Raw genomic sequence first — 25,803 nt, forward strand, 5'->3', positions numbered from 1 at the left:
CCGATGGTAGTGTGGGGCTTCCCCATGTGAGAGTAGGTCATCGCCAAGCACCTAATCAAAGGAACCCCGGTCCGATGGACCGGGGTTTTTTTATGCGTTTTTGGTAGGACTGTCCGGTTTTGCGACTGCAAAATAAATATCATCGGGCGCTTAAATTCCTAGCTCTCCATGACGTTATAGTGATCTGCAGTCAAAACGCTGCTTTTGCTGCATCTGCGTTAACGCCGCTGTCACAGAGTCTGTCTAGGCTCGCGGTATCTGAAACACATCAATAGGTATTTACTCATGAGTAACAAGCTGTCGCTGGAAGGCCGTAAAGGTTTGGTTGTAGGCATTGCAAACGATAAAAGTATTGCGTACGGCTGTGCCAAGGCATTGCGTGAGTTGGGGGCGGATCTCTGTGTTACCTATCTGAACGAAAAGGCGCTCAACTATATGGGCCCACTGGCGGATCGACTGGGTGCAGAGCTGATCTTGCCGCTGGATGTAAGCTCAGAAGCGGAGATGGAGGAGTTGTTTGAGACCATCGAGCGCACCTGGGGTAAGCTGGACTTCGTCATCCACTCGGTAGCCTGGTCGCCACTGGGTGAGCTGCACGGTCGTCTGACTGACAGCACCTCAGAGGGGTTCTGTAAGGCGATGGATATCTCCTGTCACTCTTTCATTCGCATGGCGAAGCGTTCCGAGCAGTTGATGAAGGACGGCGGCACGTTGGTGACCATGAGCTACTACGGCGCTGAAAAGGTCGTAGAGCACTACAACATGATGGGCCCGATCAAAGCTGCACTGGAGAGCTCAACCCGTTACCTAGCGGCAGAGTTGGGTGAGAAGAATATCCGTGTGCACTCGATCTCGCCTGGCCCCATGCCAACCCGTGCAGCATCCGGCATCGACCAGTTTGATCAGCTGATGGAACATGCTATAGAGCGCTCCCCACTGCATCAGCTGGCTACACCGGAAGATGTAGGAAACCTGGTGGCATTCCTGATCAGTGATATGGGTAAACGCATGACCGGTAACCTGATCTATGTCGATGCAGGCGAGAACATCATGTCATAGAGTGGACATGAACTTTTATTAAATTGTTGGGTAATATCTTGATTTATTACATGGCCTCAACTAACGAAAGCTTGTTCAGTTGTTGGCCATGTGATAAAAAATTACCCCGGTGCAGCTGGATGTCGCGCCTTTAATTGATGGGAGCCTGTCATACATTTCAGAAATGACAGGGAAAGGTTTCCAAAAATCGGACTTTGAATTCCTCAAAAGGATTCGTTTTGTCGCTGTTTATAACCCTCCCCAAGAGATCGCTCTGTAAATAGAGCGCGGGTTTCGTGCGCGCTTTTTTTATAGGGCGATCTGTAAATATTACTTAATTCCCTTCGACCAAGAAGGCCGGCTTCATCGTGCAAGCCGTCAGGAGATTACAACATGGATGCCAATCGTCTTCCTCGTGGATCTGTATCGCGCTCACGTTCTATCCGTCAGGCACACAGAGGCAGCGCCTTGCTTTTGTCTCTTCTTGCACAAGGTGTGCTGTTGGAATCAGCTCAAGCTGAATCACTTTCGCTAACGGGGACCCTGGACACGTCTGCAGGCAATGTTGCCGGCGTGACTTTGAAGCAGGCCGGGAAGGTAATCCCAACAGAAGTGGAAGTGAATGGACACAATTTCAAAGCTGTATTAGCAGACGGAGCGATCGTTACCGGGCAGCCTCTGGTCGTAGAAGTAGTGAGTGACGGAGGCTATTCATTCAGTGCTCTGTACATCAACCCTGAAATAGCGCTTCTGAATAACGGTACGCTGAATGTTTCCTATATCACGTCACTGCATAATGCCTTAGTCACAGAGGCACAGATAGCCGGTGTTTCGTTCTCTGATTACGAATACGCCAATTTTTCCAAGTTCTATCAAGCATTATCTTCCGAACCACAATTTTCTGAATCGATCACGGTCGCAAAATCGGTAGTCTCATCTGAATCTTCATTTGAGGGTTCTAAAGATGTTACGAGCATACTGCGTTCGATGTCTGAGCCATTGAATGGTATTGGTTTGGTTCAGTCCTATAAAGCGGCTCATCCCGAACTGTACGGGCGTACTTATCAGGAGCTGGTTGCTGAGGATGCTTTTAATCCAGCGCAGCTGGATCTGTATCAGGTTTCTATGGCATCTAGCTCCGAGGTTGCTACCAGTGTCGGCTTGGGCCAAGTAATACTGGCAGGGCTGGGTGTCGGTGCTGCTGTCGGTGGCGGTGGCGGCGGTGGCGGCGGTGGCATTATAAAAATTGCGACGGCAATCACCGATGCTACATCCCCCGCGTCGTTGATCAGCGGTGCAGTTGTCGATGACCCCGTAGTGGGGGCAACTGTATTCTGGGATGTAAATAATAACCAGGCTCTGGATGCTGGCGAGATTTTCACCACAACAGATGAAAATGGCCAATATCAGATAGCTGAAGCACCGACGGAGACCGCTGTGCTCGTCGCGTTGGGCGGCCAAGTAGATACTGATGGCGACGGCCAAGGCGATCTGGCTTTCGCTGGCGTTTATCAGTTATCACAGGAGATTATCGAGCGTGCGGGTGAGGCGCAGATTAACCCGATTACACATATCGTAAGTACCGCGGGGGAGGATCTTGATCAAGCGCTTGAAATGATAGCGGGTCGTTATGAGATTGAACTGGATGATCTGAACGACCTGCTCACCACGCAGCCGGGCGGTACAGACGGTGATGCAGCACTGAGTGCCAAGTTGTTATCTATATCGCAGGAACTCGGGAACAATGGCCAAGTTGAAAACCCTACATTAAGTAATGCAGCGCCAGACTTGGGAGCTGCGTCTCTGGAAAAAACGGTCATTTCCGGTAATACCGTATCCGGTACGATACCTGGTGCGGCTGATGTTGATGGGGATGGCTTGAAGCTCGTTCTAACCGAATCTCTTGAACATGGCTCGGTTGTGATTGATGGGTTGAGTTATGTATACACGCCTAATGCTGGATTTACCGGTACTGAAACTCTTACGTTTAAGGTAACGGATGGTCTGGCCGTCTCAGACAATTCGGTATTAATTGAAGTTGATGTTTTTAAAGCCCCTCAAATCCTAAATCTGGAAGCAGAGCAGAGTTCAGAGAATCAATTGGACCTGGTCATCGAATTGAGTCCTTCTGTTGTAGGAGAAACTCAATTCGTACTGGTGACCGTACCTGAAAATACTTACCTGAATAAAGGGCTCGCTGCCGCTCCAGGTATTTACCTACTAAACAGCAGCGATCTAAGCGGGCTGAAGCTGAACGTATCTGATGATGCGGATGTTTCGTTGTCTATTGGTGTAGAGGCTTACGCCGCGCACGGCGGTGTAAAATCCGAAAGCATTACTGGGCAACCATTGTCGGTGACAATGACTCCACCAGTAGCGGATACCCCGGAACTGTCTCTCAGCAATCCTGATGCCTCAGGTGAAGGAAGCCCGGTTGATCTTTCCGAAGCGATTAACGCACAGCTAACGGATTTGGATAACTCCGAGCAGCTGACGATTGAAATATCGGGTGTTCCTGTAGGTGCTTATCTGACAAATGGGGTTCGTACTTCCGCAGTGAACGAAGTCGGGACTTATCGTGTGACGTCAGATGATCTTGAAGGATTGAGTTTTGTACCATCTGAAGGGCAGGACGGTACATTCTCTCTGACAGTTACCGCGACAGCTGTTGAACTAAGTACGAATGATACTGCTGAGGTAAGCGGCACGTTAACGATAGTTGTTGATCCAGTAGCGAGTGCGGTGAGTGCCACCTTTGATGATCTAGTGGTCGATCCAGGCGATACAACCTCCCTTGAACTGACCAGCTTGGCTAATGTGGGGGCAGACGATGTTGTATCTGTATATCTGACGGGCTACCCAGACGGTGTCTCGTTTAGTGCAGGTACTCTGGATGCGGAACTTGGATGGCAGTTGACTCTGGATCAGCTGCAAACTGTGACGATGTCCATTCCCGAGAATATCGCCGCATCGTTCACGCTGAGCGCTCAGTTTATAGCTGAGGATGGCACTGCTGCAGCGGTCACCAATACCGATATCGGCGTGCAAGTCATTCTGCCACCGCAGGAACCAACTGTTGCAGTGGTTCCAGATGAACAGGATGCAACGGTATTTACCGTAACCGTTACCGAGTCCGGCAACACAACACAGCTTTATACCTATATTACAGGTCTGCCTTCTGATGCCCGTGTTCTGTATCAGAACGGCGATGGAGAGTTCGTTGAAGCAGGCTCCTTTGACCCGAATAATGTACTTTATATTTTCGAAGGTTTGCAGGAGACCAGTGAGGACAGCGGCGAATGGACTCAACAATATAAGATCAAAACAACGGCTGGCGGAACTCTGGAAAACTTGAGTTTCGTAGCGGTTGCCCGTAACGAAGACTCCCCTGAATCTGCAAGCGGCAATGTAGCGTCGACCGTTGAAGCGTCAGTTTTGTCTGACCCGTTGGTTGTAGACTTGGACGGTGACGGCTTCGAGCTGACAGATGTAAATACCAACTCAATTCAGTTCGACTTCGACGGCGAGGGCACTGCCACCAAAACCGGTTGGGTTGGCGCAGACGATGGTCTTCTGGTGAAGGACTTGAGTGGCAATGGCGTTATCGACAACGGTCGGGAAGTATTTTCTGACTGGTTTAGCGGCGGCGCTAACGGTGACGACAGCGTACCATTTACATCGGCCTCTGCAGCCTTGGCTTCTCTGGATGAGAACAGTGACAATGTTATTTCCGGTAGTGAGTTGGAAGGTATCTCTGTTTGGCAAGACCTGAATCAGGATGGTGTTAGCGATGCCGGGGAGTTACTAACCTTAGCGGACTTGAATGTACAGTCTATCGACCTAGCTATGAATGCTGCGGGCCAGGAGATTGGTGGGAACGTAGTGTTGCGCACCGGCTCATTAAGCCTGGACGGCGGCACGCTGAATATCGCCGATGTGGCGTTGCGTCACTACCTTGCAGATCCAAATGTTAACGCGCCTGAAATTGCACTAGACAGTCAGACTATTCTGGGAGTCGAAGATACTGCGGTTGACCTGGGGTTGAATGTAACCGCCAGTGGTCTGAGCTTTGTAACAGTCAGTGGAGTGGAAAATGGCAAACTGAATGTAGGATTTATCGAAACCCTTAATGGTGAATCGGTATACTTTATCCCTGCCAGCAACGGTTTGTCGGACTTACAGTTTATTCCGAATGAAAACTTTAGCGGTAATCTTGATCTTGAGATAATGGCATTCTCCTCCAACCTAACAACGGGCGAGCTCGCTGTTAGTGCCATTATTCCAGTTTCTCTGAATATTGCCCCTGTGGCTGACCAACCAGATCTGTTCGTGACAAATCAGATTCTGGTCGATGAAGATACTCAGATTGATCTGGCGATTGATGTCAGTGCGGTGGCTCCGACAGCGGAAGAGACACTCTCGTTGTCTATTTCAGGTGTACCAGCAGGTGCGGTGTTGAAGCTGGATGGTGTTGAGCAGGTACTGACAGATGGTGCAGTGACGTTTAGCGACCCTGATCATATTGCCGCAATTAACGACGGCAGCCTCTCTCTGAGCACGGTAGAACATTACTCTGGAAACTTTAGCCTTGAGGTCAGCGCCGTCTCTGCAGTGGCAGATACTCAGGCAGAGGCTTCGGAAACGATTAACGTGGTAGTGAAGGCAGTAGCTGATACACCCGTTATAGATCTGGATGCTATTAGTTTGCCTGCTACATTACTTGCGGGTGAAACATATGATCTACCGATCAATGCAAGCACTCCGGATAGTAACGAATCTCTGATCATAGAGGTAACAGGTCTTCCGCAAGGTATTGAATTGAGCGCCGGCTACACCGATGGCTTATCCTGGTATGTATCCTCTGCCGAAGCAACAACACTGCAATTTACAGTTAATCAGTCTGCTCAAGCAGGCAGTATTACGGTCAACGCCTACTCCTTTGACGGTTACACCTCGGTGGCCAGTGCATCGGCTAACATTGACCTCCCAGAAACGATTCAACTTGAAGCACAGACTCCGACTGTACCTGGGTTTTCAGCACTGAAGCTCGTTGCGGGTCAGGAAACATCGCTGGATCTTTCTGGCATCGTACTGAATAACGACGATGGCGGTTCTGAGACACTGACAGTATTGCTGAGTGGACTACCTGAGGGCGCGACGCTTTCTGCTGGCCAGAGTGTCGGAGCAGGAACTTACCTGCTCAACGCTGACCAATTAGGTGTACTGACATTGACGCTGCCTGACGAATTGATAGCGCAAGACTATTCGTTGAGCTTTAAGGCATTTGCCACAGAAAACAACGGTGATGTCGCGACCGCAGAACAGATGACCGTACTCACCGTACTGCCAACTCCTGTACTGAAGCTTAAACCTGTAACTGGGACTGAGGATGAACCGGTAGAGCTAACGGTAACGCTGCAATATCACAGCGATATGGAGGTTGAAACCCTGCAGTTGAGCGGACTAGCGGATGGTGTACAGCTCAAAGCAGGAGAAACCACACTTACGGCTGAGTCAGGCGTTTACACGCTCACGCCAGAACAGTTGGCCACCCTGGTTGTTGTCCCACCCACTGACAGTGCTGACGATTTCAGTTTCACGGTAGAAGCCGAGATCAGTCTGGACGGAGAGACAGTTGCACAACTTTCCCGTACGTCAGGTATCTATGTGGTGGCGGTCAACGATGCACCGCAAGTTAACAATGAAACAGCATTGACCAATGAAGATACCGAGATTTCCCTGTCTGATCTGTTGGCTAACGACTTTGATGTAGAGAACGATGCTCTGTGGCTTAAGTCTGCTTCGGCACAACATGGCGAAGTAGTGCTTTCTGACGATGGGCAGACGCTGATATATCGTCCAGATTCAAACTATCACGGTGAAGATAGCATTACCTATGTCGTAACCGATGGCCGTGCCAACACATCTGGTCAGGTGCAGATGACCGTTACTTCTGTGAACGATGTACCGGTTGCACAGCCTGATCAGTTCACTGTTGCCGAAGATGGTCAGCTCGACTTCGAGGCGCTGCAGCTGCTGGGGAATGACCAGGATATCGAAAACGATATTCTTGAGATTAGCAGCTTCACTCAACCTTCCAACGGTACCCTTACACGGTATGACAATGGCTCCTTCAGCTATGTACCTGTTGCAAATTTCAATGGCATAGACAGCTTTACCTATGTGGTAAGTGACGGCGAGGATGAAGGTGCGCCGGTGACAGTGACAATCAATGTCACGCCGGTGAACGACGCGTCGGTTGTATCCGGTGAGCTTTCTGGCGTTGTTGCAGAGGGTAATATCGATGATGCGCCCGTCTCTGCCAAAGGCACCCTAAGCATAAGCGATGTTGACCAGCAGGATAATCCGGTATTTCCCAACACCCAGCTGACAGGGACTTACGGTGTTCTGACGTTGGCCGACGGTCTGTGGGAGTACGTGCTGGACCAAGACCTGGTGCAGCACCTTGATGCAGGAGATGAGGTGACCGATGCCCTGATGCTGACGGCGTCAGACGGTACTCCGGCCACCATCACCATCGCCATTACCGGTAGCGATGATGATCCGAAACTGCTTGGTGAATTTAGCGCTGATGTGGCCGAAGGTGATCTGAGCGACCAGCCGCTGACCGCTACAGGTACGCTGGATATTCAGGACGTGGATGGAGATGACACGCCCGCCTTTTCCGATGTTGCACTTGAAGGTAACTATGGCGTCTTCGAACTCACCGGCATCGACTGGACCTATACCCTGAATCAGTCCAACGTACAGGGTCTGGATGCGGGTGATCAGGTGCAGGATATCTTCACGCTGACAGCATCTGACGGCACTGCACAGCAGGTGACGTTGAATATCACCGGTACCGATGATCTGGCGGTCATCAGCGGTGACATCACGGGTGCCGTCACCGAAGGTGATCTGGACTCTGAAGACGGCTACGCATCCGGTTCACTGATGATCATCGATGTCGACGGTGATGATACGCCAATGATGGCGATAGAAGCCGGGGCAGAGATTGCGGGCATCTATGGCTCGCTGATGGTTAATAACCTCGGGGACTGGCTCTATGCACTTGATCAGGAAGCGGTGCAGGACCTGGATGCTGGGGACCAGGTGGATGACGTGATCACGGTTGTGGCCACAGACGGTACCGAGCAGCAGATCACTATTCAGATCAGCGGCACCGACGACGCATCTGTTGTGACCGGCAGCTTAACCGGTGGTGTGACCGAAGGAGATGAGGGCGATGCGCCGGTTACGGCGAGTGGCTCGATTGCAATTAGTGACGTGGACGCTGATGACACTCCTGTGTTTGAAGACACAGAAGTTGTGGGCACGTACGGTAATTTGGTTTTGGAGGCGGGTACCTGGATCTACACCCTTGACCAGTCAGCAGTTCAGTTCTTGCATCAGGATCAGACCGCAGACGATACCGTTACTCTGACCGCGACGGATGGTACCGAGCAGGTGATTCGCATCAGCGTGACCGGTACCGGTGATAATCCTGTGGCGCTTGATGATGAGGTTGCGACCAGTGAAGGGCGCGAAGTGACAATCTTGCCGTCAGAGCTGGTCGCCAATGACTCCGATGCAGAAGGCGCCGTAACCTTCAACGGCATTGCTACGGAGCCGGTAAACGGCATTCTGGAAAGCACGGAAGCGGGTCTGGTATATACGCCAACCGGCGACTTCAACGGCACCGACAGCTTCACCTATACCGTGGTGGATGACCGGGGTAATGAAGCGACCGCAACGGTTACCATCACCGTGCACGAACAGAACGATGCACCGGTCACTCAGGATGACGCACTGACAACCAACGAAGATGAAGCCCTGACTTTTACCGCAGCGAACCTGCTGGATAACGACAGCGATGTGGATCTTGATACGCTGACTATTAAAAGTGTTACCCAGCCCGCAAACGGTACGCTGGTGCTGAACATCGACGGTACCTACACCTATACCCCGGCTGAAAACTTTAACGGTGCTGATAGCTTCACCTACGTGGCCTTTGACGGCAAGGATGGGGAAACCGAAGGTACCGTGAATATCACAGTGACTGCGGTGGACGATGCGCCAGTTGTGACCGGCGATTTCAGTGGGGTTCTGGTTGAAGGAAATGAGGGGGAACCGGCGGTTACTGCAACCGGCGTACTGGGCATCAGTGATGTGGACGAAGGGAATAACCCGACCTTCGAAGACCAGAGTGTGACCGGTAGTTATGGTTCACTGGAGCTGGTGAGCGGTGCCTGGACTTATAGCCTTGATCAGTCCGCCGTGCAGAGCCTGAATCAGGGTCAGGTTGTCAGTGACCAACTGCTGATCGTGGCCAGCGATGGTACTGAACAGCAGATCACCCTCTCCATTACCGGTACTGACGATGCATCAGTTATAGACGCTCAATCGGTTGGTTTTGTGACAGAAGATGATTCGGTTACTGCAACAGGTGGTCTGAGCATTTCCGATCCGGATGAGGCTGATAACCCGACCTTTACAGATTCAACTCAGGCTGGAATCTACGGCACATTGGCGATCGCCGGAGGTGTTTGGACCTACACGCTGGATCAGGCATCCGCTCAGGAACTGAATAGTCAGTCTGAAGTCGTTGAAACCTTCACCGTAACAGCGACCGATGGCAACAGTTTCGACATCACTATTGATGTCGCCGGTGTGGATGATGCCCCCGAAATGGCGGGCGCGGCACCGGACGACATCGTCTTGCAGCAAGCGGAAGCACTGGACTTCATGCTGCCGGAAGATCTGTTCGCCGATGTAGACAGTGACTTCGATCTGAGCGCCGAAGTTGTTGTGGACGGTCTGGCGATCGCACTGCCGCAGTGGCTGACCTTTGACGCGCTAACCGGTGCGTTCAGTGTGGCTGAAGGTGCCGCTGAGGTAGGTGATTACATTGTGCGGGTCTCTGCGACGGATGTGCTGGATGGTGATCTGGCTCCAGCGGTTGTGGAGTTCAACCTTCAGGTACCGGCATCTGAACTGCCGATGGGTGTAGCGATCGCTCAAGGAAGCAATGCCAGCCTGATCGGTGACGAAGGGGATAACACTGTCTACGTGGCCTCTGCTGGTAACAGTATTTCCGGGGGCAGTGGTGATGATCTGGTGGTACTGACCGCGTCCGATAGCTCGGTGCTTGATCCTGATGATGTAATCCACGGAGGTTCCGGCGCCGATGTACTGGCGGTAGCGGGTGTGGGCAGCAACGCCCTGAACATCGACGCGGTGATCCTCGACTTCAATAAGACCGAAGGTGACAGCATCGACCTCAGCCAGCTGCGCACTGCAGATGGCAGCCTGCTATCCATGGGTGATCTGAACATTGCATCCGTTACTGAAGGCTTCATGATCGATCTGAGTGGTTTGACCACTGAGGCAGGGGCTCAGGTAACAGGCCAGATTGTAGCCTCTGCTGTTGATAGCGCCAGCTTCGACTGGACCGATGTGATCAATCTGGATGAAGGCAACAGCTCGGTTGATGACAACGTGCTGAACTATCTCGATGATCTGAACAATTCCGGGGTTGTCGAGTGATCTGTCTGAATCGATATCTGCGTTACGGGCTGCTTTGGGGCGGCCTGAGCGCAGCCGCTGTTCCTCACGCGAGTGCCGGTGTGGTTGATCTGCATGAGGGTGCGCAGATCGAGGATGCAGCCTTTGAGCAATTTGTCCAGGCGAAGGTCCAGCACAGTGTTGCGTTTCAGGCGTTACCCAACCGTCTTCATAGCACTGCTGTTCAGGTCGAGATTGAAGATACCTACGATGATCTGAGCATTCAGGGTGGCGTCAAGCATCGCCCGGCCGGACATGCAGATGAGGACTACAGCGACCTGAGTGCTTATGTCACAGCCACATTGCCTTTGTATGACTGGGGGCGGGTGGAGCATCGTGTCGAAGTGGCTAAGCAGGAACATCACGCGCAGGTTCGAGACAACGAAGCGTCTGTTGTGGAAATCAGCGAACAGGTCATAGCAGACTATTTCGAGTACCTCCGTTTGCAGAAAGAGCTGGAGCTGATGCAGCTGCGTCTCACAAGCTTGACCGATCATGAACAGGATCTGCAACGGAAATACCGTAGTGGTGCAGGGGCTCGTCTGGAACTGGACTATATCCAGTCAGAGATCAAGGCCAACGAGCTGGAGCAGCGCGCGGTACAGCTTGAATTGTCGCGTGTTGCATCTGACTTTCAGCAGCAGTACGGCGAACTTCCGGACGTTACTACGTTGCCACAGTTTGCTGCTGCGCCTGAGCGTGTGGCTGCGGGCCTGGAAGATTCTAGTGCCAATGTGCTAGCTGAAAAGCAGCGCCTTGCTGCGTCACAGGCCCTGCTTGAAAGCCAGCGAAGCGAGCGCTGGCCAGCACTCGATTTCAAGGTGTCCTATCAGGAAGACAACCGCGAATACGAACTCTTTACCACGCTGGAATTGAGTTACAACGCCTATCAGGGTGGGCGCAAGCAACTGATCGTCAAAGAACAGCAGTATGCGGTGACCGAACAGATGTACAACCTGCAGCTTGCCCGTGAAGAGACGCGTCGCAAGTTGCAAAAAACCATCACCAGCTGGCATACCGCCCAGCAGCAATCCGAACTCTATGCGGAACTGGCTGAAGCTAAATGGCAGGCTGCTGCTCTGGCGCGTACTCAGCTGACATATTCCCGAGGTCGTCTGCGGGATATCTATGACTACGAAAAAGTTGCGTCTGATTATGAACTGAAAGCGTTGCAGGCAACGCTGGATCTGTTGGCCGCCCGATACCAATTTAAGTTGTTAAGTAATGAGCAGTAACAAACAGCCGCAAAACGAAACGCTGATTCTGCTGGATGGCCTTGAAGAGGCGGTCCGCAAGCTAGCGTCTTTCTTTGAACTGAGTGAAGCCAACTTCTTCGAGCTGTTGCGCCCCGATGCGGACCAGCCAGTCACCGATGTGTTATTGGAGGAGGTGTTGCGCAAACACTTCCTGCTGGATGCCTGTGGCGAGCCGTTTAGTGGCGAGGTGTTTGTTGCCGTCAGTAAAGATGGCCATCTACAGTTTGTCGATTGGCAGGATGCTGAGCAGGAACAGGCTGAGGCGTTGCATGGTGGATTCCGTGTTTGCTTCCGGCTCACCAAGCGCAATATTCGCCACGGTGATGGCGCTATTAAAAGCACGCTTTCAAATCACTGGTTCTGGGGGGCATTGCTCGATAATCGACTCGCTTACAGTCAGGTCATTATCGCAGCAGTTTTCATCAACCTGTTCGCTCTGGCGTCATCGGTGTTCGTGATGACCGTTTACGATCGAGTGATTCCTAACAATGCAACGGATTCATTACTGGCACTGACGCTTGGTGTGGGGATCGTCATCCTATTCGACTTTATCCTCAAAACCCTGCGGGCGGTGTTTATCGACCAAGCCGGCGCCCGCATCGATAAACGAATAGCCTCTGATATGTTCGACAATCTGGTTGCCGGGCGTTTCCAGACCGGTCGTATGTCCACCGGGGCTTTCTCCAATACGTTGCGGGAGTTTGAGGGGCTGAAGGATATGTTCGCATCGGCCACAGTCGCTGCCGTGGTGGATCTGCCTTTTATCCTTTTGTTTATGTGCGTGGTGTATGCCATAGGGGGCGATATCGTATTGGTGCCTGCTGTATTGGTGCCGTTGGTGCTGTTGGTGGGGATTGGGTTGCAGCCACTGTTGGCGCGCCACTCCAAAGATTCCTACAAGGATGGTCAGAGCAAGCAATCTGTATTAGTGGAGACAGTCTCTGGCCTGGAAACCGTACGTACGTTGCCCGCAACCTCTTTTCTTAAGAGGCGCTGGGTTGAGAGCGTAGAGCATCACTCGCAGACCAACCTTAAGTCCCGCTCACTGACGCAATTTGCCAGCCATGTGACTGGATCTTCACAACAGATCATGCAGGTCGCTCTGGTGTTCTACGGCGTCTTTCTGATTGCTGAGGCTGAGCTGTCCATGGGGGCCTTGGTGGCCTGTGTGATTATTTCGGGTCGTATTGTGGCGCCGTTGGCGCAGCTTTCCAATTTGATGACCCGAATCCACTATTCCATCACCTCGTATCGTGGGCTGAATGATCTGTTTAAGCAGCGCCATGCGATCAACCACGAGGTCAGCCTGACCCGTGAATCCCTTAAAGGCCGGATCGAGTTTCGAAATGTAGGTTTCCGTTACGACGAAAACAGCGACTACGTGGTGAAGGATCTGTCATTTGTGATCCGTCCGGGAGAACACGTGGCATTGCTTGGCCGTATCGGATCAGGCAAATCCACAGTCCTGAAGATGATGTTGGGTCTACTTGAGCCCACTGAAGGACAAATTCTGATTGACGATACCGACATACGGCAACTGCATAAGCTGGATCTGGCCGAACGTATCGGCACCGTGCTTCAGGAATCGTTCCTGTTCAGTGGCACTATCCGCCAGAACATCGCTGTAGGGGCACGTCAGGCCAGTGATGAACAAGTATTAATGGCAGCGCAAGTATCGGGTGCACATAACTTCATCGGCAAAATGCCGCAGGGGTATGACAGTGTGCTGGCAGAGAAAGGAAGCAGTCTTTCTGGCGGCCAACGTCAGGCTATTGCATTGGCGCGGGCGATGGTAAGTCATCCCTCAATGCTAATGCTGGATGAGCCAACCAGCTCGATGGACATGACAACAGAGCTGCAGATTCTGCGCAACCTGAAGCAGTACAGCGAAGGGCGCACTGTTGTAGTGACAACACACCGATCCAGCGTGCTAGCCGTAGTTGATCGTGTTCTGGTGCTGGATGAAGGGCGCTTGGTTGGTGATGGACCGAAGGATCAGGTAATGAAAGCGGCAACCAGTCGTCAGGAGGAGGCTGCCCATGCTCCTGCGTAATCAGACGCTGAACTATGCGATCTTCTACAGCATCGTCATCTTTATGACCGCGATGATCACTTGGGCTGCGATCGTTGAGATCGACGAGGTCACCCGCGGAGATGGCAAAGTCATTCCGTCTACCAAGATCAAAACCGTCCAGAGCTACGACGGTGGCATCCTGAAGGAGCTACACGTCAAGCTGGGCGACCATGTATCTGAAGGTCAGCTACTGGCGTTGATTGATGACGTGGACAGTCGTTCGGAATACCGCAAAACCGATGACGAGCGACTTGCTTTAACAGCGTCTCGTGTGCGCTTGGAAGCCGAGTCCAGAGAACAATCCCTGGATTTTAATGTCGCTGAATTTTCTGAAATTCCAGAGACATTGGTAGCACGGGAAGCGCAACTGTTTAACGGCCGCAAGCAAGCATTGGAAGGGCGCCTGCGTCAGTTGAGCAGTCAGCTAGAGCAGCGACGACAGGATCTGGCTTCTTTCCGTGCAGAACTGAAAAAGTTGCAGCAGGTGCTAAAGCTTTCCCGTCGAGAACTCAAAATCATGCGTCCGCTGGTGGCACAGGGGATTGAACCAGAGCTGGAGCTGATTCGCCTGGAGCAGGAGGTGATCCGTACCCAGGGGGATAGTGATAAAGCGAGTTTGAACATCAGTAAAACCCAGGATGCGATCCGCGAAACCGAAGAGCAGATCCAGAGTGAACACCAGAACTACCGGGTCAAAGCGCTGGAAGAGCTAAATGATGTAAATACCCAGCTGGCAAGGCTGGAAAACAGCCTGCCGTCATTGTCCGAAAAGCTTAGACGAACCGAAATTCGCTCGCCGATCAACGGTGTAGTGAACCAGGTACTGATCAGCACCATCGGTGGCGTAATCGAACGCGCCAAACCCATTTTCGAAATTGTTCCACTGGAAGACAAGCTGGTGGTTGAGGCCAAGGTATTGCCGAAAGACATCGCCTTCGTGGCGCCGAATCAACCGGCGCGGGTCAAAATTACCGCTTACGATTTTTCACGCTTTGGCGCCATAGATGGCCGCGTTGTGACGATGAGTCCTGATGCGCTCACTGAGCAGGATGGCACCACCTACTACGTCGCGCGGGTTGAAACCTCGCGTTCTACATTGGACGCCTATGGCGAAAGCTACCCGATCATGCCGGGTATGCAGGCCCAGGTGGATTTTATTACCGGACGCAGAACCGTACTGGAATACATCCTGAAGCCGGTTCTGAAGATTAAGGAAAATGCGTTCAGTGAGCGCTGATTCTTCAGGTTTAGAGGGAATACTATGAGCTTTATCTACGACGTTTATTCAATGGATCAGGAAGATCGTTATTCGGTTGATCTGTCAAACCAGCTCTCAGAAGCGGTACTTACTTTTGATGTAACCCGCACCGATAAGGTTTCTTTTGATCGGGAAGGAAATACATTGGTTCTTGTACAGGCCGAAGTTTACAGCCCTGAGTACGTAAACGATGAACTACTAGTCGTCGTAGATAGCGATAAAAATGCGGTTGATATGATTCACTTACCGCAAAATGGAAACCTTGAATATCTTAATACGGCCGCCACTGGAAAGGCGTTTTTCCTGAATACTGATTCAGGTGAAGTTGTTTCTTTGGACTACAGTGCCACGGGATTTGAATCGAGCTTTGAGGTTGTTCTTACCCAAGCTGAGCTGAATAGTCTAACTCCAACCATCTCTGGTGCTGAGGACACATTCCCAACCTACATCGGTGCGACAGCAGATGGAACTGGGTATTTGATTGCTTTTGCGGCGGAGGCTTCGGGACATACTCTGGATACGGTTTCTGTAATTGAACTCAGCAGTGATGGTTCAACTCGCTCAGTGATGTTCAATCCGGGTGGAGAGCTGACGGAAGGTATCTATCAGGATGCAGATGGTAATACTTTCGCACGCATTACTGGGGAAATTAATAGTGGTTGGATCGTAGACGAATCCTATCAACTGAACTTTATGGATGAATCTGCGGCGGAAATATACCCATCTGCGTATTGGGAGGCGCGCTGGGATCATCTTGCTCCAGATTCTATAGCGACACTCCAGTTGCCAGATGGATCGATCCAAGTAATCGATTACCGTGCTGCTGTTGACGGCTATGAAACGGAAGTTTTGAACGTAATCTATAATGCCGAAGATGGTTCGGCCCTGATTATTCTGGATCATTTTTCAGATGTAGATATTGATCCGATAGGTTACGAAACATGGCACTTATTCTCCGCTGATGGTGCTGGTGGTTATATCGAGCAGGTTATCAGCCGTCAGGGGCAACCCCTGCTCCGTTCTGTCGATTTCGGAGCTGAGGGTAGCGCAGGAGGGTCTAGTTTCTATTTACAAGATCTATCCGGTGAGGGTGTTTCGGTATTTGAATATAGCTTTACCAAGGATGGAGTAGTTGCAGACGACTCAGCTACAGAGTTGTTCTCGATAACTCCGAATGAGTTATATCCTAATCCTCCGGAAGGCTTTATCACCGGCATTGAGTCGATGTCTTTGATAGATGGAAATTGGGCCATTGCTACGTTTGCATTTAACCCGTCTACAGATGAGGATGCCGCTACAAATTATGTGAATGTTGTTGATGGAGATACTGGTCAAGCTGGTGTGCCTGTTTCAATTGCAGGGGAAATCAACCAGTTAATGGTATCGCCATTCAATCCAGATCAGATAGTGTATCTGGAAATCTCTGATCAGTATGAATTGACACAATGGAACATCGCCACAGGTGAAGTTCGTGAAGTATCTTGGGAATTTAGAGATATTCTTTTTGGTGGTGTCGAGGATTCGTTAAACGTTAACTTTGGTGGGCAAGAGTACGACCTCTCATCATTGGGAGCGTTCTCTTATTCTACGCTTGAATGGGGTAATGATGGATCTCGCTTAATTCTGCTGGACAAAGTGCCGTCGGTTGATGAAGAGCTTGCATCTAACTTTAGTCAATCGCTAATACTGCTCGACAGCAGCGGACAAGCTGTCGCCTGGCCATCAGGTGAGATGCAGCTTGAGTTCTATGGATATGTGCATGACGCGCAGATCATGGAGGAACTTTACTGGGTTACGTCCAACACTGAGGGTACCGTAGATTTCTGGAAGGCAGAGGTTGTTGATGGGGCTCTCGCGAATTTGGATGTGGCGCTAGCAGGTGTAGATATTGAGCCTCAGCAACATTTCGCAATAGAGCAGATATCTGATACGCGCGTGATTCTGAGTGCCCGTGGACCACAGGATGAGTGGGGGCAGGTTCGGGAAACCTGGTTGATTAACCTGGACACGGCAGAGGTTTTGGATCATTCCTTCGCGGAAGACACAATGGATGGTGGTTTTATAGTCCAGGATCCATCGAATCCAGATCACTGGTTTATCCAGGATTGGGATAGGACGCCTGCACTGGAAAATCAAAATAGTTTGGCAGAGCTGCTGGGTGAGGAAGACCTATTGGATTTCAGTGGGATTCCCGCTGAGTACGGCACGCCTGACTGGATTCGGGTTCAATATACCTCGGATGGAATGGTGGCTTCGGTTCAACTGCCTGAAGCCGGGAAAACGGCCGTTGTGGTCATGGGATCTAATGATACATTAGTGGGAACTTCAGTCTTTGATACGCCTCCAGGTGGCGATGTCGAAGGCTTCCTGGCGTTTGACGGCTATCTCTACGCGTTCCACGGTGGGGCACCTGAAGATATATCCGCATACCGTATTGATGCTGAGGCTTTTACTCTCAATCCCTTGCAGGCTTGGGAGCCTATCGATGCCAATGAAGCGTTAGAGCAATATTACAATACTCACTACTATCGGCAAATCGATTATCCAAACGGCAGCCGCTTGGAGATTGAAGGTTCACTCGAAGGTTACTTTGTTAGTGCTTATGACTCCGAAACAGGCTCTTACACTGAAACAGAGCTGGATCTTGGTGGTGTATTCTGGAATGTGGATGGACGGTTTGAGCCAGGCTCATTCCTGTTACGCCACTGGGAAGAAAACGTAGATGGCGATATTGTATCCGGCGTTAAACAGGTTGCCTTCAATTCTGATACACAATCCTTCCAGGTTACCGATCTGTTAACCGGTTTTGTCTGGAGCACGGTCACCGATCAGTTGCCAGCCACTACAGATACGAATGAACCCCTGATCTACTCGTTAAGGCCGGTCGAAGTTGGTGATGACGGTAGCGTCATCATGTCGATTCGCAGCGCTACAGATGAAGACTTTTACGACAAACAAAACCATGTTTATGTTGCCAGTATTGCCAGTGACGGCTCAGTAAACTGGATTACCGAGAGTATGGTCGGTAGCCATTATGGCAGCCTGTCCGATTATGATCTTGTACCACGAGACTACGACGGTTCCTTATACATCCAATTGCAGGATTTGTCTGACGGGTCTGCGGTGTATTACAACATCAGCGGTGACGGATCCACTGTAAACTCCATTAGTGAAGAAGCATTTAATACAGCAAACTCTCAATATCCTGATAGTCCTTGGGACACTGGTTTTCAATATACGGTGATGCCCATTGGAGATGGTCTTGAATACGTTGTTTCCAGCCAAGATAGTAGGTTGTTTGATATTGGCGTGAGGAATGAAGCTGGCGACACCATTTATTCCGGCTCATTTGATGGCGCAGGCTACGAGTGGTATGTGCGTGAGGGTTGGGAGCCAGGTAGTTTCATGTTGATCCGGGAGCTTTATGGCTTCGACTACATGTATGCCAAAGAGGTTATATTTGATCCTAACACTGGAACTTTTGAGATTGAGGATCAGCTTAACGACGTTGCTATTAGCTCTATTACGGGGAGCCTCCCATCTACGGAAGGGGAAAGCCCTATCTACTACACGGCGAAGTTAGTTGAAGCAGGTGAAAACGATAGTGTTATTTTGATGCGTGGCTTTACCGACCCAACCTTTGAAACCGGCAAATTGAATGAATCCTACACTCTGGTGGTAGATAAGACCGGTCAGGTAGTGATGACCTCCGAGCCGATGGGGGCCACCTTCAGCGGGAGCTTAACCAACTTCGATATGGTTCCACGCCTTGATGATGGCACTATGTACTTCCAGATGGAGGATAAGGACTCTGGAAATACAGAGTATTTCCTTGTTGGTGCAGGTGGTGATGTATGGGGAGGTGGAAGCCACCTCTTCAGTGCAGCTCAAGAGCAGTATGCCGCTGTGCATGACGGTGCTGTGATTGAAAGATATCAAGCGGATGGCACTTCTTTCCAGATGGAGATCAATAACGGGGTCTACACGATTCGTTACTTTGATCAGTCCGGTAGCGAAACATCACAGACTACGCTGGATCTGGGGTCCGATTCCTGGCGTTTGGGCTCCAACTGGGAGCATGACTCCGTATGGCTGACCCGTTACTCGGAAGATTTAGACACAGGCTGGCAGTACGATGCTAAGGCGCTGAGTCTGGATGATCAGGGCAATCTGGTGGTTACCGATGCATATACCGGTTTGTCTCACGATGCCATGATTGCGTTTTTACCACAGACCTCGGAGGATGGTAGTGCGCTGTACTATGCTCCGAAGCTGGTGGATACCGATGACTCCGGTGCGGTACTGCTGATGCGTGGCTTCAAATCGCATGAGTTCGCCTATGGTAAAGAGAACTCAATGCACGTGGTTCAGCTGAACAGCGATGGTTCTATTGCCTGGACTGCAGAGCTTTCGGGAACGTTCTCGGGTAGCTTGTCCAACTTTGATGCCATTCCACGTGAGTTTGATGGCAATCTGTACCTGATGAACCAAGATAAGTCTTCAGATGCCTTCAACTACTATCAGGTCGATGGGGCGGGCGCTGTTACTGCTATATCTGTGCAACAGTTCGACGACGCCTTGAGTGCATACAACAGCACTGCTCCATTTGGCGCAGATGACCAATTCTTTGTGCGTGCAGGCGCAGATAACCTTCCAATCGAAGTGTTCCAGAACGATGGTGATGTTGTTGATTCGACGGCGATATTATTTGATGAAGACGAGTCTGATGGGATTAGCTTTACGACTGCCCAAGGTGGTGAGGTTGAGCTGGTTGCCAAGGATCTCGATAACGATGGCCAAAATGAAACCTGGGATGTGGAGTACACAGCCCCAATGGCTGACTTCACGGGAACGGATACCTTCTATTACACGGTGCAAAACGCTGTAGGGGAGGTATCTGACCCTATACGTGTAGACATTGAGGTTGTGCCGGTTCATCAGGCTGTAGACGACTATGCCAATATGTTCCAGGACGGTGGTGATCGTATTGTTGATATATTGGTGAATGACTATCAAGGTACGGACTGGCTGCTGGAAGACACGCTGGCCATTACACAGCAACCGTCCAACGGTACTGCCCATATCAATGCGGAAGGCAAGCTGGTTTATACCCCAAATGCAGGTTTTGTGGGTCAGGATACAGTGGTGTACAGCATCAGTGATCAGGTTGATGATGCTCACAGCACTTCAAGCGCTACTGTGACCATTGATGTGGAAAGCTCGGAATTACCGCTGAGCGCCGATATTGGTGGCGTTACAATCGATTTCTCAGGCTTGGATTCTGTTCTGCAGGCCGATGGTGCGATGATCGACGGACCTTATTGGGGGCCGGGTGATGGTGCGATGTTCATTCTGGAAACCATAACCTTCAATGAAGGATCCACACCAACATTCCGTGAAACGTTGTTTGTATTCAATGAAGCGGATCTGGAGGAGTTGCCAAGCGGATTAACGGTGACACCTGATGAGAGTGCCTTCTCCATTGTTGAGTTGAATGACAATGCGCATATGATCAAGGATATTGATTATGGAACATTGTTGCTGATCGAAGAGAACCCGCTAAACAGTGATGAGCTGAAAGTGGGAGTAATGGCATTCGATGGCCTTAATGGCATCTCAACGGATGTGGCGTTGCCAATGGGAGAGGCCCTGCTTTCTAAAACCGCTATGTACAGCAGCCCGACTATCCCTATTGGCGTGACGGACGCCGAAGTATTCTTCGAAACTGCTGATGGCAATATGAACTACGCCTTTGTCTTGATGGGCGTGGGTAGTATGCAGACGTTCGAGGAAACAGGTGAGTTCGCCCTGAATACAACAGGTCTTGCAATTGTCGATCGTACAGATGGCAGTGTTCTTCATTCCCAAGAGGTTCAGGGGGTGCCACTGGATGTTAAGGTTGACGAAAACGGTCAGCTGTTTATCCGTACCTTAGATCAGGATTCGCAGACTGAACAGTACTTCTCTGTAGCGGTGGCAGATGCAATTGACAGTGACGCTACGGTCATTTCTGTGACTGAAACTGAATTCAACAACGCTCAGCTTGAAGATAATGCTCCACGCGAAGATAGTGGTCTTGTAGATGATGAGACGCTGAAAGCTACCTTCGATGAAGGCAATCTCAACGGGTACCAAGGGGATGATAAGCTCTTTGGTGATGGACTGCACAACACCCTCAGCGGTGGTGATGGCAACGACCTGCTAATTGGTGGGGAAGGTTACGATACCGCTCAGTTTAGCGGTAATGCCGATGACTATGTCATCACCATGATGAGTGACTTCCAGGTTGATCTTTACAACCGTCTGTTGTCCTTTGAAGGTGAACAGTTCTCTGATACCGGTGGTGTTCTGACTGTTATGCAAAGCCCGGCAGATGGCTCTGACGGCGTGGATATTGTTCAGGTAGAGGAGCTGCAGTTTGCAGATCGTACCTATACCGTTGAAGACGGTGTGCTGATGCTGAGTGATTTGTCGGATCAGTTCCAGGGTGGTAATGGTGCCGATATTGTGAGCGGAGAGGGCGGTTCTTCAAACTCCATCGCGGGTGGTCGAGGAAATGATGCTCTGTTTGCTAATGGTGGCTCCATCAATAATCTCTCCGGGCAGGAGGGTGATGATGTGCTTACCAGTTTGGCAGGTGTCCAGAATAATCTGCAGGGCGGTAGCGGTAACGATTACTTCCTGGTTGATCAAAATGACGGCGGTGATGTGCTGATCAGTGGTGATTCTGATGCCGATATCACTGGCTTTGTTGATCTAATGGGTGACGGAATTAACGTAGATGTAACGATTGCTGGATTCGAAGTGGGATTGGACAAGATTGATCTGTCCGCTTTGGGCATCGATTATCAGCAGCTAACAGCAGACAACGTCATGGTTAATGACAGTTCCAATATGGCTGAGTTTGACCTGGGCGCATTGGGGGTAAGTGGCATTGATGGCTCGCTTACCGTCCTGTTTGATAGCGGTGTTTTAAGCGAAAGCGACTTTATGTTCGCCGGAGACAGTGGTTCAGGTGTCGCGAGCGTGACGCCGCCTGAGTTAGAAGACCTCTACTCCGGTGGTGCTACGCCAGCGTAGAGGAAAAAGTCTAATAGCCTTTAAGAAAGCCTCCCCATTTGGTGGAGGCTTTTTTGTGTCGAAAATCCGAGAAAAGTTGAGTGTGTCTAGTGGTATATGTATAGGTTTTACTTCATATCGAAGTGAATATGTCGCGCTCTCGAAATAGCCTTAACGATCTCTCTTCGTACTTGGACCGATGACTTCGTAAAAAAACTCCGTACCCGACGCAAAGAAATGACGCTCGCACGACCGAAGGTGGGTACGGAGGAAGGCTTCAACGTCAGAGATTGAAGCCAAAGCCCAGCAGCTCAGGCTGCTGGGGATGCAAAAGCGGTTTCAGGGCTGTCATCGTGCTGACTATTGAGCAGATTACGGAACAGGTTGCGCATGTGCTTGATGGGCATGCTGCCACGGTGTTCAAGATTCATCGGGCCGTCATGGAAAAGGCGAGGGTCCATCAGATCCAGGTCATCGTCGATGATCGGCTTGAAATCCATCTGATCCAAGATGTCTTTCTGCAGGTTGATGCCGGGCGCGATCTCTATCAGTTTCAAGCCCTCTGGAGTCAGGCGGAAGACGGCACGTTCGGTGATAAACAACACGCGTTGCCCGTTGCGTACTGCCGCGTCACCGTTAAAGGTGATTTGTTGTACAGACTTGAGGAACTTGCGCATCGGACCGTTGCTGGCCACCTTGATTGAATGATCCTGTATCTCAAGCTCCTGTGGGCCGGAGGTAAAAGTGCCAAGGAAATATAGGTCTCTGGTGTTTTGGGTGATATTGATAAATCCGCCCGCGCCAGCCAACTTGCTGCCAAAACGACTGACGTTTACGTGCCCTTCGGGGCAGGTTTCCGCGAGACCCAGAAACGCCTGATCCAAGCCGCCTCCATCATAGAAATCGAACTGGGCGGGTTGGTCGATAATGGCGTCGGCATTACTCACGGCGCCAAAACTCAGTCCGCTTGCCGGTTTACCACCTATCCCACCAGGCTCGACAGTAAGCGTAAACTCTCCTAGGCGACCTTCTTCCGCAGCGACCTGGGCGACCTCTTCGGGCATGCCGATCCCCAGATTCACCACAGAACCTTTACGCAGCTCCATCAAGGCGCGGCGGCCAATGATTTTACGTGCAGTTAACGGCGCAGGTTGTACCGCGCTCTTGGATTCGCGAATGTCACCACAGTAGGCCGGATTAAAGGGTTCGGAGAATGTCTGTTGATGGTCTTCAGAAGGCGCGACGATCACATGATCAACCAAGATACCCGGGATACGGATACGGTCTGGCGTAAGGTGGTGCTGATCGGTGACGCGCTCGACCTGAACAAACACCCGGCCACCGCTGTTCTTAACCGCTTGGGCGATTGCCAGCGCTTCCAGCGGCAGGGCTTCACGTTCCATTGAGATGTTCCCGGCACGGTCCGCTGTGGTACCACGCAGCAGGGCCACATCAATTGGGAAGGCCTTGTAGAACAGTTGTTCCTCGCCCATGATCTCGACGCGCTCAACCACATCCTCTGTTGAGATGGTGTTGATCTTGCCACCCTCATAGTGTGGATCGACAAAGGTGTTGAGGCCAACATGGGTAAGGGTGCCTTTTTTACCTGCTGCGATATCGCGGAACAGATGACAGATCACCCCCTGCGGCAGGTTGTAGGCTTCGATCTTGTTATCCAACGCCAGTTTGCCCAGTGTTGGCGCGAGGCCCCAGTGGCCACCCACCACGCGACGTACCAAGCCTTCATGACCAAAGTGGTTGAGGCCCCTCTGCTTGGCGTCGCCTTGGCCTGCCGCATAGATCAAAGCCAGCTCTTTAGGATGGCCATCGCTCAGAAAGCGTTGTTCGATAGCCTTGGCGAGGTGTTCGGCAAAACCGATTCCAATAAAGCCTGCGGTCGCCACGGTGGCGCCATCCGGTATCAGCTGGGCTGCCTGTGCTGCGGATATGATCTGTTCGCTCATGCTTCTGCCTGCCTGTTCTTTTTATTGTTGGTCAACAGTGCTGCAGCAAGGGATACGCCATAAATTCAAAAAGATATATAAAACAGTTGGTTAATAATATAGCCGGGCGGCTGTAGTGAGGTGCGCTGGCTAACTGTGTATGATTAATAAGACATGTGTCTTATGGTTTGTAAAACAATCCAGACGGCAATTGGGTGGCTAGGATAAGTTACAACGCTTTAGGCGCTCGTAAAAGGTTGCGCGGGAGATGCCGAGTTGGCGTGCCGCAGCCGTTTTATTACCCCCGTTTTCTGCCAGTGCGTTTTCCAGGGCAATGCGTTCCGCCTGCAGGCGCTGATCGCTTAAACTTTCCGCCTTAACTGGCGGTGCTGTTGTTGTATCCGTTGGTAGGTCGTCCAGTGCACCCAAATCAGCGGGTTCAATCTGATCGCCTTCCGCCATGACGCAAGCGCGTTCCAGTCGGTTACGCAGCTCTCGCACATTGCCAGGCCAGTGATAGGTCAACAACCAATTCCGGGCTGCTTGGGAGAGTGGCAAAGGAGCGAGTTGGGTATCCTTCTGGACCTGCGTTAGCAGGCGTTCACTCAGGGTTAGGACATCGCCATTGCGCTCTCGCAGCGGCGGCAGGCGAATCGGCAGAACGTTAAGGCGGTAATACAGATCTGCGCGAAACTCGCCGGTATCAACCAGCGCGCGTAGATCTTTTGCAGTCGCTGCGATTACTCGCACGTCCACTTTTTCCAGTCGGTTTGAACCGAGTGCCTCCACCTCGCGCTCCTGCAAAACACGCAGCAGCTTGCTTTGCATTGGTAACGGCATCTCTGCGATCTCATCCAGGAACAGGGTGCCGCCGTTGGCCAATTGGATCTTGCCCTTACGGCCTTTGCGGTCGGCACCGGTATAAGCACCGGGGGCGGTGCCAAACAGTTCCGCTTCGACCAGTGATTCGGGCAGGGCGCCCATATTGATGCCAACAAAAGGTCCGTGCCGTCGTGGGGAGGCGTGGTGAATGCCCTGGGCCAGCAGCTCTTTGCCGGTGCCAGTTTCGCCCAAGAGCAGCAGTGTAGTATCCAGCTGTGCAGCGCGTAGCGCCTGGCGTTTCAGTTTGTTGATCGGATCTGACTCGCCCAGCAGGTCATCCAGCGCATACTTGGACGGACGGATCAGGTTTTCCGATTCAAACTGACGGCGGAGACGGGCGAACTTGTCGAACAGGGGCTGCAGGCTGTCCAGGTCGTCGTAGAAGACAAAACCCAAGGCGCCCATGATCTCTTTGTTGGCGTTCTTTAGGGGGAGGCGGGTAACCAGACACCAGCGGCCATTGATAGACATAAGGTCCACAAAAACAGGCTTGCCGCTCTTTACCACCCTTGGCATCTGGGTGGTTGGCAACACCGCTTCAATATCCTGGCCGATTAGATTCGCCTCCTGAGAGAGCCCCATCAGCTGACGATACTGATCACTGATCCAGGCGATGCGGCATTGGGCATCCACCGCAATCGAACCCTGACAGAGGTTGGAGAGTAACTCCAACAGGTGCTGATTGTCGGCGTCAATATTCAGGATTTCGGAGAGTTGTTGCATGGATGT

General features: G+C 51.4%; 8 protein-coding genes. 6 read left to right on the forward strand and 2 right to left on the reverse strand.

Features of this window, described 5'->3' with window-relative positions:
• The first annotated feature begins 285 nt into the window (after positions 1–285).
• From fabI to QKW35_RS11765, 6 genes are all read left to right on the forward strand, one after another.
• Positions 286–1,059: an enoyl-ACP reductase FabI gene (gene fabI, locus QKW35_RS11740; protein ID WP_282353306.1), complete on the forward strand. Its 774-nt coding sequence runs from the start codon at positions 286–288 to the stop codon at positions 1,057–1,059.
• A gap of 966 nt (positions 1,060–2,025) precedes the next feature.
• Entirely contained in the window at positions 2,026–10,584 is an 8,559-nt protein-coding gene (locus tag QKW35_RS11745; RefSeq protein WP_282353307.1) for a VCBS domain-containing protein, read from the forward strand.
• Positions 10,581–11,837, forward strand: a complete 1,257-nt coding sequence (locus QKW35_RS11750; RefSeq protein WP_282353308.1) for a TolC family protein — start codon at positions 10,581–10,583, stop codon at positions 11,835–11,837. The genes QKW35_RS11745 and QKW35_RS11750 overlap by 4 nt, the downstream gene beginning before the upstream one ends.
• On the forward strand, positions 11,827–13,911 hold the full coding sequence (locus tag QKW35_RS11755) for a type I secretion system permease/ATPase (RefSeq protein ID WP_282353309.1): 2,085 nt from the start codon (positions 11,827–11,829) through the stop codon (positions 13,909–13,911). The genes QKW35_RS11750 and QKW35_RS11755 overlap by 11 nt, the downstream gene beginning before the upstream one ends.
• The gene (locus QKW35_RS11760; RefSeq protein ID WP_282353310.1) at positions 13,898–15,169 is read left to right on the forward strand and encodes an HlyD family type I secretion periplasmic adaptor subunit; all 1,272 of its coding nucleotides are present in this window, start codon (positions 13,898–13,900) and stop codon (positions 15,167–15,169) included. The genes QKW35_RS11755 and QKW35_RS11760 overlap by 14 nt, the downstream gene beginning before the upstream one ends.
• 24 nt (positions 15,170–15,193) lie before the next feature.
• Positions 15,194–22,270, forward strand: a complete 7,077-nt coding sequence (locus tag QKW35_RS11765; protein ID WP_282353311.1) for an Ig-like domain-containing protein — start codon at positions 15,194–15,196, stop codon at positions 22,268–22,270.
• A 290-nt stretch (positions 22,271–22,560) separates the two neighbouring features.
• Here QKW35_RS11765 and QKW35_RS11770 read toward each other — a convergent pair whose 3' ends face one another.
• Together QKW35_RS11770 and QKW35_RS11775 are read right to left on the reverse strand one after the other, a co-directional pair.
• Positions 22,561–24,213, reverse strand: a complete 1,653-nt coding sequence (locus tag QKW35_RS11770; protein ID WP_282353312.1) for an acyl CoA:acetate/3-ketoacid CoA transferase — start codon at positions 24,211–24,213, stop codon at positions 22,561–22,563.
• A 198-nt stretch (positions 24,214–24,411) separates the two neighbouring features.
• Positions 24,412–25,797: a sigma-54 interaction domain-containing protein gene (locus QKW35_RS11775; RefSeq protein ID WP_282353313.1), complete on the reverse strand. Its 1,386-nt coding sequence runs from the start codon at positions 25,795–25,797 to the stop codon at positions 24,412–24,414.
• Positions 25,798–25,803: the final 6 nt, after the last annotated feature.

The sequence above is a fragment of the Pontibacterium granulatum genome (assembly GCF_029961155.1).
In the GTDB taxonomy this organism is placed as follows: Bacteria; Pseudomonadota; Gammaproteobacteria; order Pseudomonadales; family Balneatricaceae; genus Pontibacterium; species Pontibacterium granulatum.

What these genes read in the sequence shown, in the direction of transcription:
- fabI (WP_282353306.1), top strand. Translation starts at nt 286, where the DNA reads ATGAGTAACAAGCTGTCGCTGGAAGGCCGTAAAGGTTTGGTTGTAGGC.
- QKW35_RS11745 (WP_282353307.1), top strand. Translation starts at nt 2,026, where the DNA reads ATGTCTGAGCCATTGAATGGTATTGGTTTGGTTCAGTCCTATAAAGCG.
- QKW35_RS11755 (WP_282353309.1), top strand. Translation starts at nt 11,827, where the DNA reads ATGAGCAGTAACAAACAGCCGCAAAACGAAACGCTGATTCTGCTGGAT.
- QKW35_RS11760 (WP_282353310.1), top strand. Translation starts at nt 13,898, where the DNA reads ATGCTCCTGCGTAATCAGACGCTGAACTATGCGATCTTCTACAGCATC.
- QKW35_RS11765 (WP_282353311.1), top strand. Translation starts at nt 15,194, where the DNA reads ATGAGCTTTATCTACGACGTTTATTCAATGGATCAGGAAGATCGTTAT.
- QKW35_RS11770 (WP_282353312.1), bottom strand. Translation starts at nt 24,213, where the DNA reads ATGAGCGAACAGATCATATCCGCAGCACAGGCAGCCCAGCTGATACCG.
- QKW35_RS11775 (WP_282353313.1), bottom strand. Translation starts at nt 25,797, where the DNA reads ATGCAACAACTCTCCGAAATCCTGAATATTGACGCCGACAATCAGCAC.